Origin of the sequence: Azospirillum sp. 11R-A, from assembly GCF_049472615.1 — a bacterium.
Lineage (GTDB): Bacteria > Pseudomonadota > Alphaproteobacteria > Azospirillales > Azospirillaceae > Azospirillum > Azospirillum palustre.
In genome coordinates this window covers 1-13,299 of sequence record NZ_JBCEBL010000001.1, presented here as the reverse complement: position 1 = coordinate 13,299, position 13,299 = coordinate 1, and the positions used below count along the sequence as shown (strand labels likewise).

At 67.4% G+C, this 13,299-nt stretch carries 13 protein-coding genes and 1 pseudogene; 8 read left to right on the top strand and 6 right to left on the bottom strand.

The annotated features are described in order from the left end of the window. Window positions 1–58: 58 nt before the first annotated feature. Both VH569_RS00070 and VH569_RS00065 read right to left on the bottom strand, forming a co-directional pair. The gene (locus VH569_RS00070; RefSeq protein ID WP_423313034.1) at window positions 59–1,564 is read right to left on the bottom strand and encodes a methyl-accepting chemotaxis protein; all 1,506 of its coding nucleotides are present in this window, start codon (window positions 1,562–1,564) and stop codon (window positions 59–61) included. A 242-nt stretch (window positions 1,565–1,806) separates the two neighbouring features. Then, complete coding sequence (locus tag VH569_RS00065; RefSeq protein ID WP_423313032.1) at window positions 1,807–2,259, bottom strand: nucleoside deaminase; 453 nt, start codon at window positions 2,257–2,259, stop codon at window positions 1,807–1,809. Window positions 2,260–2,364: 105 nt separating this feature from the next. On the opposite strand from VH569_RS00065, the gene VH569_RS00060 reads away from it, so the two are divergent. The 3 genes from VH569_RS00060 (at window position 2,365) to oxlT (ending at window position 6,247) form a co-directional block, all read left to right on the top strand. Next, window positions 2,365–3,696 (top strand): pseudouridine synthase, encoded by a 1,332-nt coding sequence (locus VH569_RS00060; protein WP_423313030.1) that lies wholly within the window; start codon window positions 2,365–2,367, stop codon window positions 3,694–3,696. Further along, on the top strand, window positions 3,677–4,237 hold the full coding sequence (rsmD, locus tag VH569_RS00055; protein WP_423313028.1) for a 16S rRNA (guanine(966)-N(2))-methyltransferase RsmD: 561 nt from the start codon (window positions 3,677–3,679) through the stop codon (window positions 4,235–4,237). Before VH569_RS00060 ends, rsmD begins: the two co-directional genes overlap by 20 nt. Before the next feature lie 663 nt (window positions 4,238–4,900). After that, window positions 4,901–6,247 (top strand): oxalate/formate MFS antiporter, encoded by a 1,347-nt coding sequence (gene oxlT, locus VH569_RS00050; protein WP_423313026.1) that lies wholly within the window; start codon window positions 4,901–4,903, stop codon window positions 6,245–6,247. 94 nt (window positions 6,248–6,341) lie between these two features. On the opposite strand, the gene VH569_RS00045 is transcribed toward oxlT, so the two are convergent. Next, complete coding sequence (locus tag VH569_RS00045) at window positions 6,342–6,575, bottom strand: hypothetical protein (RefSeq protein WP_174470271.1); 234 nt, start codon at window positions 6,573–6,575, stop codon at window positions 6,342–6,344. A 342-nt stretch (window positions 6,576–6,917) separates the two neighbouring features. Between VH569_RS00045 and VH569_RS00040 the strand changes: the two genes are divergently transcribed. After that, entirely contained in the window at window positions 6,918–8,603 is a 1,686-nt protein-coding gene (locus tag VH569_RS00040) for an alpha-amylase family protein (RefSeq protein ID WP_423313024.1), read from the top strand. Between the two features lie 98 nt (window positions 8,604–8,701). Here the strand turns inward: VH569_RS00040 and VH569_RS00035 are convergent, their stop codons facing one another. Further along, complete coding sequence (locus VH569_RS00035; protein ID WP_423313022.1) at window positions 8,702–9,139, bottom strand: winged helix-turn-helix transcriptional regulator; 438 nt, start codon at window positions 9,137–9,139, stop codon at window positions 8,702–8,704. Between the two features lie 146 nt (window positions 9,140–9,285). Between VH569_RS00035 and VH569_RS00030 the strand changes: the two genes are divergently transcribed. After that, window positions 9,286–9,897 (top strand): NAD(P)-dependent oxidoreductase, encoded by a 612-nt coding sequence (locus VH569_RS00030; RefSeq protein ID WP_423313020.1) that lies wholly within the window; start codon window positions 9,286–9,288, stop codon window positions 9,895–9,897. Between the two features lie 124 nt (window positions 9,898–10,021). Further along, window positions 10,022–10,258, top strand: coding sequence for a hypothetical protein (locus tag VH569_RS00025; protein WP_423313018.1), 237 nt, complete (start codon window positions 10,022–10,024; stop codon window positions 10,256–10,258). A 36-nt stretch (window positions 10,259–10,294) separates the two neighbouring features. Here the strand turns inward: VH569_RS00025 and mutL are convergent, their stop codons facing one another. Further along, window positions 10,295–12,211: a DNA mismatch repair endonuclease MutL gene (mutL, locus tag VH569_RS00020; RefSeq protein WP_423314098.1), complete on the bottom strand. Its 1,917-nt coding sequence runs from the start codon at window positions 12,209–12,211 to the stop codon at window positions 10,295–10,297. A 60-nt stretch (window positions 12,212–12,271) separates the two neighbouring features. After that, entirely contained in the window at window positions 12,272–12,637 is a 366-nt protein-coding gene (locus tag VH569_RS00015; RefSeq protein ID WP_423313016.1) for a hypothetical protein, read from the bottom strand. Window positions 12,638–12,847: 210 nt separating this feature from the next. Between VH569_RS00015 and VH569_RS00010 the strand changes: the two are divergent. Both VH569_RS00010 and VH569_RS00005 read left to right on the top strand, forming a co-directional pair. Then, window positions 12,848–13,102, top strand: a pseudogene (locus tag VH569_RS00010) (DUF3095 family protein); the annotation flags it as partial. Between the two features lie 49 nt (window positions 13,103–13,151). Next, on the top strand, window positions 13,152–13,299 hold a 148-nt coding region (locus VH569_RS00005; protein ID WP_423314096.1), incomplete at its 3' end, for a DUF3095 family protein.

The following is a 13,299-nucleotide window of genomic DNA, read 5'->3' as shown; positions in this document are numbered from 1 at the left end:
AGGAAATCGGGGGGCGCAGCGATGCGCCCCCTTTTCATTTGCCTTCCGGCTTCTCTCTTCAGGCCCGCAGCCGCTCCGACGTGGAGGCGATGTTCTGCGACACCACCTCGATGTCGCGGACCACGCGGGTGACGCTGTGGGCGATCTCCTTGGTCGCCGATTCCTGCTGCGACACGGCGGCGGCGATGGTGGTGGAGATCTGCTGAACGTCGGTGACGATCGAGCCGATGCGGCGGATGGCGTCGACCGCGTGCAGCGCCTCCTGCTGGACCGACGCGATCTGTGCCGCGATGTCGTCGGCGGCACTGCCGCTCTGCTGGGCCAGCGACTTCACCTCGTTCGCCACCACGGCGAAGCCGCGGCCCGCCTCGCCGGCGCGGGCGGCTTCGATGGTGGCGTTCAGCGCCAGCAGGTTGGTCTGCGAGGCGATGCTGTTGATCAGCTTGGTGATCGCGCCGATGCGCTCGGCCGAGGTGACCAGGGCCTCCACCGCGGCGTTGGTGCGGGTCGCCTCCTCCGATGCCTTCAGCGAGGCGCCCGACGCCTCGTTGGCGCGGTTGCTGATGTCGGAGATCGAGGCCGACAGCTCCTCCGTCGCGGCGGCGACGGTCTGGGCGTTGGCGGTGGCGCGGTCGGCGGCGGTGCCGACCTCGCGGTCCAGAGACTCGGCAAGGTTGGCGATGCTGCTGCGGCGTTCGCCGTCCAGTTCCGCCTGCCGCAGCTCGGCCATCTTCTGGCCGTGGATGTCGATCAGCGACCCGCAGGCGCGCAAGGCCAAGCCGTTGCCGTCGCGGGCAACGCCACCGATGGCGCGGAACCAGCGATAGGTGCCGTCCTTCAGCTTCAGCCGGTAATCGACGTCGTAGCCGGTGCGGCCGCTGCGGTCGTTCAGGCAGGCCATGAAGCCGTCGAAGGTCCGCTTGGCGTCGTCCGGGTGCAGCCGGTCGGCCCAGGAATTGACGCCGTCGGGGAAACCGATCTTGTCGTCGCGGTCGAAACCGGCGAGGCGGCGGAATTCCGGCGACCAGTGCCAGCGGCTCTGCGCATGCATCGGGTCGGCGTTGTAGAACACAGCATCCCAAAGCCCGACGCCGGCATGGCGATCGAGCAGCTTGGCCCGCTCCAGTTCGTTGCGCTCGGCATCGATGTCGATCAGCGACCCGCAGGCGCGCAGGGCAAGGCCGCTGCTGTCGCGGGCGACGCCACCGATGGCGCGGAACCAGCGATAGCTGCCGTCCTTCACCTTCAGCCGATAATTCACGTCATAGCCGGTGCGGCCGCTGCGGTCGTTCAGGCAGGCCATGAAGCTGTCGAAGGTCGGCTTGGCATCGTCCGGATGCAGCCGGTCCGCCCAGGATCCGACTTTGTCGGGGAAGCCGGCCGTGTCGTCGTGGCCGAAGCCGACGAGGCGGCGGAACTCCGGCGACCAATGCCAGCGGCTCTGCGCATGCATCGGATCGCCATTGTGAATCACGGCGTCCCACAACCCGACACCCGCATGGCGTCCCAGCAGAGCCAACTCTTCGGCTGCCTGATTGTCCTGGGGCTTGCGGAACGACAGCATTCTTTTTAACTCCCGATGGCTGAAGGCGACAGGGCATCATGGGCATATATTCGTTAAACAAACACTTAACAGAGCATACCTTGTTTATACTTATTATATGCGTCGGTTGCTGCGGTCTGAGGAATTTCGTCCGGATTTTCTGTGGGGTGAATTTGTTTGCATGCGTTTGATGTTGAGAAATTCTGTTCTGATGCGTCGATAACAATAATGCGCGCACCGAGAGCCAAACCGTTGGCGAAGGCCTACCGGCGCTCCCTGAAGAAGTCCCGCAGCAGTTTCCCGGCCCGGGTCTCGCCGATACCGCTGTAGACGTCCGGCGCGTGGTGGCAGGTCGGCTGGGTGAAGAAGCGCGGGCCGTGGTCGACGGCACCGCCCTTGGGATCGTAGGCGCCGTAATAGACCCGCCGGATGCGGGCGAAGCTGATCGCCGCGGCGCAGAGCGCGCAGGGCTCCAGTGTCACATACAGGTCGCAGCCGGGCAGGCGGGGCTGGCCGCGCCCGGCACAGGCGGCGCGGATCGCCAGCAACTCGGCATGGGCGGACGGGTCGCACAGCTCCTCCGTCCGGTTGCCGGCGGCGGCGAGCACCGCACCCGTTGCGGGATCGACGACGACGGCGCCGACCGGCACCTCGCCGCGCGCGGCGGCGGCCTCGGCAGCGGCGAAGGCGAGGGCCATATAGGAGGGAGAGGGCATGGCCGGGCAGGGTGCCAACCGCCCGCCGAGCCCGTCAACCGGATTCCGGTGCCGGGGCGCTGGACCAGTGTTGCGGGCGGCGCGTCCAGGCCCTATGGTCCGGCCATGGACCGCTCCGATACTGTCAAGAAATCCGATTCCGCCAATAATGGCGGTGAACGCATCGCCAAGCGACTGGCGCGCGCCGGCCTATGCTCGCGCCGCGACGCCGAACGCTGGATCGCCGAGGGCCGCGTCGCGGTCAACAGCCGCGTGCTGGACAGCCCCGCCTGCGTGGTGCGCCCCGGCGACATCGTGCAGGTCGACGGCAAGGTCATTCCGGAGCCGGAGCCGGCCCGCCTGTGGCGCTATCACAAGCCGTCGGGGCTGGTCACCACCGCCCGTGACGAGAAGGGGCGCGAGACCGTCTTCGACCGCCTGCCGCCCGACCTTCCGCGCGTCGTCTCCATCGGCCGTCTCGATCTGACGACCGAGGGACTGCTGCTGCTGACCAACGACGGCGAACTGGCCCGCTTTCTGGAACTGCCGGCCACCGGCTGGACCCGCCGCTACCGCGTGCGCGTCTTCGGCGAGGTCGACGAGAGGCAACTGGCGGCGCTGGAGAAGGGGCCGACCATCGAAGGCGTGAAGTACGGCCCGATCGAGGCCGCGCTCGACCGCATCCAGGGCCGCAACGCCTGGCTGACCGTCAGCCTGAAGGAAGGCAAGAACCGCGAGATCCGCAAGGTGATGGAGTCGCTGGGGCTCCAGGTCAACCGGCTGATCCGCGTCGCCTATGGTCCGTTCCAGCTCGGCAAGCTGGAGGAGGGCGCCGTCGAGGAGGTGCCGAAGCGCGTCGTCCGCGAACAGATCGCTTCCTTCTTCGGCACGCCCGAAGGGGCGGAGTCGACCGAGTCCGGCACCAAGCAGCGCGCCAAGGCCCGTGCCGAGGCGGCGGGGAAGTCCGGTCCGAAGGCCGCCGCACCCTCGAAAGGCGGGGCGGCGAACGCCGATGCCACCAAGGCGGCGCCGAAGCGCGCACCGCGATCCGCCACCAAGCGGCACGAGGCCGAAGCGGCCCGCACCGAAGAGACCAAGCCGGCGCGGCGCGGCGGGGCCACCCGCGGCACCCTGTCGCTCGGCGGCGGCTCGGCGAAGCCGGGCCGTTCCGGCAAGCCGGAGGGCGCCCGGTCCGACGCCCCGCGGTCCGAGGGCGCGCGCTCTCGCGATGACAGGGCTCGTGACGACAGGGCCCGTGAAGACCGGCCGCGGGACGGCAAGGCTCCCGGCTTCAAGCCGGGCGGCTCCAAGCCGACCGGTCCGAAGGGGGCTGGCCCGAAGGGTGCCGGTCCGGCGCCGCGGGGCGGGCCGAAGGCCGGTGGCGAGAGGTCCGGCGACCGTCCTGGCGGCGGGGCTGGCGGACGGACGGAGCGCCCGCGTGCGGATCGTCGGCGGTAAGCACCGCGGCCGCAGTCTGGTGGCGCCGGGCGGGCGCGATACCCGCCCCACCACCGACCGCACCCGGCAAGCCATTTTCAACATCCTGGCCCACGCCGACTGGGCGCCCGAGTTCGAGGGCGCCGCGGTCGTCGATGCCTTTTGCGGCACCGGTGCGCTGGGGCTGGAAGCCCTGTCGCGCGGTGCGTCCTGGTGCGGCTTCCTCGACATGGGCCGGCCGGCGCTCGACGCCGTGCGCGCCAATGTCGAGGCTCTGCGCGAAACGGCGAACGCCCAGATTCTGCGTGCCGATGCGGCCAAGCCGCCGCCGGCCCCCCGTGCCTGCATGCTGGCCTTCCTCGACCCGCCCTATGGCCAGGGGCTGGCGCCGCGCGCGCTGGAGGGTCTGCTGCGCGCCGGCTGGCTGGCCGACGGCGCGCTCGCCGTGGTTGAGGTCGCCGACCGCGACCCGCTGCCTCTTCCCGATGGTTTTTCAGCGCTCGACGAGCGCTGCTATGGCGACACCCGCGTCGCCTTCCTGACGGTCCGCCACCCGGCCTGACCGCATGGACGGTTCCCGCTTGCCCTGCCCTTGGCATTGCGGGTCAGTCCTTTAGATCCCCCTGAGTTCCATTTTTTGCCGGCCCCGCCCACCCGCCGATGGGGACGCATCCCTGACGTTCCAAGGCTGCCGCTCGTGTTTTTCCATCATGCGGAAAGACGAAACGGATTGTTGAGTTCCAAAACAATCCGAGCAAAACATTATGTGTCGCCGATGCGGTTCCTCTATGGAAACGGCGGCATCTATCTATCTCCTAAGACTGCACACCCTCGTTTGAGGGGGCCGTGCAGGTACCGGCACGGCTTCTTTTTACAGAACACGCGACAGATCGGGTGATCCGATAATAAAACCGGTGTGGACCGCTCGCCGGATGTGGTGTGTAAGGTAAGTTTTACTTGGTAAGACAGTATGCCTACGGCGTCGATCCGTCCGTCGGTGTCTTTTTGTCCCCGGTTTTGGCATACCAGATTACATATCTGGCATTCCTAAATCGGGACAATCGAACTCCGAGCGATTGTCGGCATCCGCGCCGAGTTCCGGAAAGGAACCGTCAGCAAGAGCGGTCCGTCCGGGTCATTCCGCAATCGTGATTGGCGTGCCGGTCCCCGGGAGAGGGGCCGTGCCGCCGGCTCAGGCAAGTTTAAGGGAGGCACGATGGCTCATATGAATTCACAACCGGCGGCGGAATCCGCGGCGCCGGTGACCGATGCGGTGCGCTGGACGCAGATCGTCGTCGGTATCGTCTGCATGGTGGCGGCGGCCAACATCCAGTATGCCTGGACGCTGTTCGTCCCGGAAATCCAGGCGACCCATGGCTGGACGCGCGCATCGATCCAGACCGCCTTCACCATCTTCGTCGTCGTGCAGACCTGGCTGACGCCGATCGAGGGTTACTTCATCGACAAGTACGGCCCCAAGGTGATCGTCGCCGCCGGCGGCTTCTTCACCGGCCTGTCCTGGATCGTCGACAGCTATGCCGGCACGCTCACCATGCTGTATGTCGGTTCGGCCATCGGCGGCATCGGCGTCGGCTGCGTCTATGCCACCTGCGTCAACAACGCGCTGAAGTGGTTCCCGGAAAAGCGCGGTCTGGCGGTCGGCCTGACGGCGGGCGGCTATGGCGCCGGTTCGGCGCTGACCATCCTGCCGATCTCGTCGATGATCCACAGCAGCGGCTACCAGTCGGCCTTCTTCTGGTTCGGCCTGGTGCAGGGCGCCATCATCATCTGCGCCGCGCTGTTCCTGCGCATGCCGCAGAAGGAGCAGGTCAAGGCCTCCACCAAGGTCGCCCAGACCCGCCGCGATTACACGCTGGGCGAAGCGATCCGCACCCCGGTGTTCTGGGTGATGTGGGCGATGTTCATCGGCACCGTCACCGGCGGCCTGATGGCCGTGGCCCAGCTCGGCGTCATCGCCCACGATCTGGGCGTGAAGGAAGCCCCGGTCAGCGTCCTGGGCCTGACCATGGCGGCCCTGCCTTTCGCCCTGATGCTCGACCGCGTGATGAACGGCATCTCGCGTCCGCTGTTCGGCTTCATCTCCGACCATATCGGCCGTGAGGCGACCATGTTCGTCGCCTTCACCCTGGAAGGCGTCGGCATCATCATGCTGAGCCGCTTCGGCCACGACCCGATGATGTTCCTGATCCTCAGCGGCATGGTCTTCCTGGCCTGGGGCGAAGTGTACAGCCTGTTCAGCGCCACCTCGGCCGATACCTTCGGCACCAAGCATGCCGGCAAGATCTACGGCGTCCTGTACTGCGCCAAGGGTGTCGCCGCCCTGCTGGTCCCGCTGGGCAACCTGCTGATGGAAGCCACCGGAACCTGGGCAACCGTGCTGTACGTCACCGCCACCATGGATCTGACCGCCGCGGCCTGTGCGCTGCTGGTCCTGAAGCCGATGCTGGCCCGGCACCATGCCCGGAACGAGGAGTTGGCACGCCGCGCCGAACATGGCGATGCAACCCGCGCTGTCCCGGTCGGGGCCGCCGCCGGCACCGCCAACGGGTAGGGGAGCGCTCAGGGAGACAGTCGGGGGGCTTCGCTCGGAAGACTGACTGACGGATGCGGGCCGGGATGCGCGAGAGCGCCCCGGTCCGCATCGTTCATTCGATCCAGAAGGGACGGTCCTTCGCCTTGCCGGGCTTGCCTTCGGAATTGTTTTCGGCTTGGGCCGCCTGCTGGAAGCGGTCGGAGGAGAACAGGATGCCCGGCTCCTCTTCCGTCTCGTCCTTCTCCGGCTCGATCACGGTGAAGCCGCCGCGGCCGCTGGCCATGTAGACGGCGTGGCCGATCATGCCGGTCAGCGCGAGGAACAGGAGGGCCTGGGTCTCGATCATGGCGGGACGAGTCCTTATCGGGAGGGGAGGGGCATCGACAGGAACAAAGGCGACAGAAGCAACAGCAACAGGAACAACAGCGCATGAGGCCGAACGGCATCAGCCACGGGCAGCGGGTGCCCACGGTGACGGTCCAGTCATGCTGTGCTGCAACATAAGCAAACTGGCATGCCATCGCAAAAAGTTTTGCATGCCAGATGCCGGATGCCTGACCTGCAACTTTGCCGCAGGCGTCTCTACCGCCGAAGACCGGTGCGCCCCGCAACCAAAGTGGCCTTGCCGCTGTTCCCCGCCTGTCCTCCCCGCATCGGGCCGGGAGTTGGGCATCGCGATGGAGCGGCCATGATCCGGGACCTCTGGTACAAGAATGCGGTGATCTACAATCTGTCGCTGTCGACCTTCATGGACGCCAACGGCGACGGCGTCGGCGATTTCCAGGGGCTTCTGCGCCGGCTGGACTATCTGCACGGGCTGGGGGTGACCTGCCTGTGGCTGGGGCCGTTCCAGACCTCGCCGATGAAGGACGACGGCTATGACGTTGCCGACTATTACAACGTCGATCCGCGGTACGGCACGCTGGGCGATTTCGTCGAGTTCACCCACGCCTGCGAACAGCGCGGCATCCGGGTGATCATCGATCTGGTGATCAACCACACCTCCGACCAGCATCCCTGGTTCAAGGAGGCCCGCAGCGATCCCGACAGCAAATATCGCGACTGGTATGTCTGGTCCGACAGGAAGCCGGAGAATGCCGACCAGGGCATGGTCTTTCCCGGCGTGCAGAAATCGACCTGGACCCATGACCGCGAAGCCAAGGCCTGGTATTTCCACCGCTTCTACAAATTCCAGCCCGACCTGAACACCGCCAATCCGGAGGTGCATGCCGAGCTGCTGAAGATCATGGGCTTCTGGATCCAGCTGGGCGTCGCCGGCTTCCGCATGGACGCCGTGCCCTTCATCATCGCGGAGAAGGGGGCGGACGTCACCAAGCCGAAAGAACAGTTCGGCATGCTGCGCAGCTTCCGCGAGTTCGTGCAGTGGCGGCGCGGCGACGCCGTGCTGCTGGCGGAGGCCAACATCCTGCCGGAGGACGACCTGCATTATTTCGGCAGCGACGGCGACCGCTGCCACATGATGTTCAATTTCCAGGTCAACCAGCATCTGTTCTATGCGCTGGCGACCGCCGACACCGCACCGCTCGCCAAGGCGCTGGAGGTGACGAAGCCGCGCCCGGCCACTGCCCAATGGGGCACCTTCCTGCGCAACCACGACGAACTGGATCTCGGCCGGCTGACCGAGGAGCAGCGGCAGGCGGTGTTCGCCGCCTTCGGGCCGGACAAGTCGATGCAGCTTTATGACCGCGGCATCCGCCGGCGGCTGGCGCCGATGCTGAACGCCGACCGGCGGCGGATCGAGCTGGCCTATAGCCTGATGTTCACCCTGCCGGGGACGCCGGTCATCCGCTATGGCGACGAGATCGGCATGGGCGACGACCTGTCGCTGCCCGAACGGAACTGTGCCCGCACGCCGATGCAGTGGTCGGACGAACCGCATGGCGGCTTCACCAAGTCCGACGCGCCGGAAAGCCCGGTGATCAGCGGCGGGGTCTTCGGCTATGAGCGGATCAACGCCGCCATCCAGCGCCGTCATCCGGACTCGCTGCTGAACTGGACCGAGCGCATCATCCGCATGCGCAAGGAGTGTCCGGAAATCGGCTGGGGCGACTTCCAAATCCTGAAGACCGGCCGGCCGGAGGTGCTGGCCCTGCGCTACGACTGGCGGAACAACGGGGTGGTCGTCCTGCACAACCTGTCGGACAAGCCCTGCGAGATCGTGCTGGACGTGGACGGCCATGGCGAGGGCTGCCGGCTGGTCAACCTGCTGTCGGAGGACCACAGCGAGCCCGATGCCAAGGGCCGCCACCATCTGGTGATGGAGGCCTACGGCTATCGCTGGTTCCGGGTCGGCGGGCTGGACTATCTGCTGCGGCGGACGGAGTCGGACGGGAAGCCCGGCGAGGAGGTTTAGAGTCTGTCTGAGGCTTATTGAAGCATCAGACAGACTCTAAGCTTGTGGCTTTCCGTGTGATTCACGCTTCAAGCGATTCCGCTTGAACCGATCACACTCTAGGCGGCGTCCAGCCGGACCGGAGCGTCGTCTTCCGTCCGGTCATAGGCGGCGCGGGCCTCCAGCATCTGCGCGATGTGGGTTTCGGCCCACATCCGCAGCGGCACCAGCGTTTCGGCCAGCGTGGCGCCCAGCGGCGTGATGGAATATTCGACGGTGACCGGCACGGTCGCGAAGGCCCTGCGGCTGACCAGCCCATCGCGCTCCAGGCTTTTGAGGGTCTGCGACAGCATCTTCTGCGAGATGCCCTCGATCTCGCGGCGCAGTTGGTTGAAGCGCATCGGTCCGCTTTCCAGCAAGCCGAGGATCAGCACCGTCCATTTGTCGGCGATCCGGTCCAGCGCCTGCCGTGTCGGGCAGGCGGAGGCATAGGCGTCGGGCAGTTGATCCACCTCCGATGGCCGCTTGCCGCCCAGCCCCAGCAGGGTCCTGTCCATCCGCATCCACTCCCAGTTCAGTCATCCAGACCGGCGACCCGGCGGTTACGCACGGGTGACCATGTCACGAAAAGGTGCCTTCTTTACACCAGATTTCCAAAGCGGCATCAAGTCACCATTGGAAACCTAGTCAGAGGACACCCGCCATGAACGTCGCCATCATCGGTGCCGCCGGCCGCGCCGGCAGCCGCATCCAGGCCGAACTGCTCCGCCGCGGCCACAGCGTCACCGCCATCGTCCGCGACCCGGCCAAGGTGGTCGCCGCCCCCGGCCTGACGGTGAAGGCCGGCGACGCCAACGACGGTGAGACGCTGGCTCCGCTGCTGGCCGGCCATGACGCGGTGGTCAGCGCCGTCATGTTCCTGATGAGCGATGCCGAGACGCTGATCGGTGCGGCGAAGCGTGCCGGCGTGCCGCGCTATCTGGTGGTCGGCGGCGCTGGCAGCCTGGAGGTGGCACCGGGCGTGCGGGTTCTCGACCTGCCGGAATTCCCCGAGATCTACAAGGCCGAGGCCACCAGGGGCGCCGAGTTCCTCGACCGCCTGAAGGCCGAGCCGACCCTGAACTGGACCTTCCTGTCGCCGTCGGCCGAGTTCGTGCTGGGCGAGCGGACGGGCAAGTTCCGCATTGGCTCCGATGGGCTGCTGGCGGACGAGACCGGCCGCAGCTGGATTTCCTACGAGGACTTCGCCGTGGCGCTGGTCGACGAGATCGAGACGCCGAAGCACGAGCGCAAGCGCTTCACGGTGGGGTACTGAGCGCGGCCGGGGTATCTCTCCGGTAGGTTGTCCGGCGCAGGGGGCTGCAATCTTCCATTATCCCTCCCATGTCTTCGGCAAGGGCAGATCAAGCCCGGCAAGACAAGACATGGGAAGGAACGGAATGGCTCTGATCCCCTGCGCCGCCTGCGGCCACACGATCTCCACCGAAGCTCCGTCCTGCCCATCCTGCGGACACCCTGGTGCGAACGCGAAGGGTGGTCGCGACGGGATGGCGCGGATCGCCGGGACTGTCGCCGGCTCCTACATCTCGGCGCAGATGCTCGCCAGCATCATCGTCGGCTCGGTCGCCATCGTCAGCTTCGCCGCCATCATGATCGCGATGATCCTGAAGGGGTGAGGCCCGGCAACCAGGACCGGCAGCGGAACTGCCGGTCTACCTCCGCCCGAACAGCCGCTCAATATCCGCCAGCTTCAGCTCCACGTAAGTCGGCCGGCCGTGGTTGCACTGGCCGCTGTGTGGGGTCGCTTCCATCTGGCGCAGCAGGGCGTTCATCTCGTCGACGCTCAAGCTGCGGCCGGCGCGGACGCTGCCGTGGCAGGCCATCGTCGCGCAGACCTCCTCCAGCCGCTCCTTCAAGGACAGGGCGTCGCCCAGTTCGGACAGTTCCTCGGCAAGGTCGCGGATCAGGTTCTTCACATCCGACTGGCCGAGCAGGGCGGGCACCTCGCGCACCATGACGCAGCCGTGGCCGAAGCCCTCGATCACCAGACCGAGTTCTGCCAGTTCGGCGCTGCGGGCCAGCAGGCGGTTGGCGGACGGTTCGTCCAGCTCGATCAGTTCGGGGATCAGCAGGGCCTGACGCTTTACCCCGCCTTCCAGCAGCGCGGTCTTCATCCGCTCGTAGACCAGCCGTTCATGGGCGGCGTGCTGGTCGACGATGACGATGCCCTCGCGGGTCTGCGCCACGATGTAGGTGGTGTGGACCTGTGCCCGCGCCGCCCCCAGCGGGTGGCTGTCGGGCGGCGGTTCGGGCCTGTGGGATGCGGGGTCGGGCGCGCGGTATTCCGGCGGGCGGGCCGCCGGGGCGAAGCCGTTGCCGAAGCCGCTGAGGCGGCCTTGCAGCGGCGGCAGCCCCGTCTGGGTCGGTGCCTGGAAGGCGGCGGAGCGCTCCGCCAGACCGCGCGGGACGGATGTGGGCGTGTAGGAACCGCCCCAACCGCTCCCTGTGCCGCCGCCCGACCCGCGGCCGTAGGGCAGGGGGGAGGGGGTGAAGCCGCCATCGGTGTCCCCGGCAGGTTCCGGCCGCAGGGCGCCCAGCGTGGCGAGGCCGACGGTGGTCGACGCGCGGTGGCCGGCCTCGGCCAGCGCGTGTTTCAGCGAGCCGACGATCAGGCCGCGCACCAGACCCTGGTCGCGGAAGCGCACCTCGGCCTTGGCCGGGTGCACGTTCACGTCGACCTCCTGCGGGTCGATGTCGAGGAACAGCGCCAGCATCGGGTGGCGGTCGCGCGGCAGGAAATCGGCATAGGCGGCGCGCACCGCCCCCACCATCAGCTTGTCGCGCACCGGCCGGCCGTTGACGAACAGGTGCTGGTGCTTGGCGGTCGGACGGTGCAGGGTCGGCAGGCCGATCCAACCGGCCAGCGATACCCCCTCGCGCACCGCCGTCACCGGGACGGCATTCTCCTGGAAATCGCGGCCCATCAAGGCGCCCAGCCGGGTCAGCCGGGCATCCAGCAGGTCGCCCTGCGCCGCACTCAGCCGCAGGCCGCCGCGCCCGCCGTCGGAGAGCGTGAAGGCGACCCCGGGATGGGCCATCGCCAGCCGCTCCAGGCAATCGGCGATGTGGTCGTATTCGGTGCGCGAGGCTTTCAGGAATTTCAGCCGGGCGGGCACGGCGGCGAACAGGTCGCGCACCTCGATCCGCGTGCCCTGGGCCAGCGCCGCCGGCTGCGGCTGGCCCTTGGCGCCGGCATCGACCGTCAGGCTCCAGGCGCTGTCGGCGTCGCGGGCGCGGCTGGTGATGGTCAGGCAGCTGACGGCGCCGATGGACGGCAGCGCTTCCCCGCGGAAGCCGAGAGAGCGGATGTCGAGCAGGTCGTCGCCCGGCAGCTTGGAGGTGGCGTGGCGTTCGACCGCCAGGACAAGCTCGTCCGGCGCCATGCCGCAGCCGTCGTCGGTGACGGCGATCAGCGACTTGCCGCCGTCGCGCGCCACCACGTCGATGCGGGTGGCGCCGGCGTCGATGGCATTCTCCACCAGCTCCTTCACGGCAGCGGCGGGACGTTCGACCACCTCGCCGGCGGCGATGCGGTTGACCAGTGTTTCTGGGAGCAGACGGATCGGCATGCCCATAGATATAGTGCCGACCATCGGCCGACACCACCATCATCAGGCAGCTATTCGTGCTTACAGACCCTTCAGGGCCTTCATGTATTCGACCAGCTTGCGTTCGTAGAAGGGCTGCGGCGGCTGGTAGCGGGCGACGAGGCCGGCTTCCGCCGTCATCTTCACCACGAGGCCCATGCAGGAAACGTCCACCGGATCGCCGCCAAGGTCGAACTGCAGCCGGAAATCGAACTTCTGCTTGGCGATTAGGTCGCCGTCATAGGGGCGGATGCGGAAGGAGCCGATGACGAACTCCTCCGGCACATATTCGTGATGGTCGATGACGATCTTCGGCGGGGTGGAGGGGCGCTCCTTGCGCGGCTCGGCCGCGGACTTGGCGGCGCCCGGCTCCTTGTTGCCTCCAGAGAATTTCGACAGCCAAGACATGAAGAGCGACGTCCTCTTGTTCCGAAACCCTGAAACCATACCGACATATTCAGACAGTTTTGGGGGCACATCGTTTAACAACGGTTAATGACGTAAGCATTCGTTACGGCCCGGTAATTTCCGTGCTCTGACCGCGCATTGACACTGCCGGCTCCGCTGACGGGGCCGTGACTTTCGGGGTTCCTCCTGTCTGCCGCTTCGGCTGCGGTCATGCTAGGCTTCGACCTCGTCCCGTTGCCGCCCGCCCGTTGCCGCCCGTTGCTGTCCGTTGGGGGAACCGCCATGCCTCTGTTGCCGGTGATCCGCGATTTCGCCGCGGAGGCGTCGGATCCCCGGCGCTATGCTGCGCTCGACGGCGGCTGGTCGCTGGCGGTGGCCGACGTCACCGGCAGCACGCTGCTGGCCACGCAGGGACGCCATCGCGACGTGAATTTCGTCGCCGCCGGGGTGGTCGCGGTGCTGTCCGACGCGGTGCGCATCGGGCAGGAGCCGGCCGCCTGCCAGTTCGGCGGSGATGGCGSCATNGCCGCCGGGGCGGGAGGACGGGGCGCGGGTGGCGCTGTCCGCACTTGCCCACTGGTCGGCGGAGGTGATGGACGTGCCGCTGCGCGTCGGGCTGGTGCCTGTGCAGGCTCTGCTCGACCAGGGGCTGGAGGTGATGG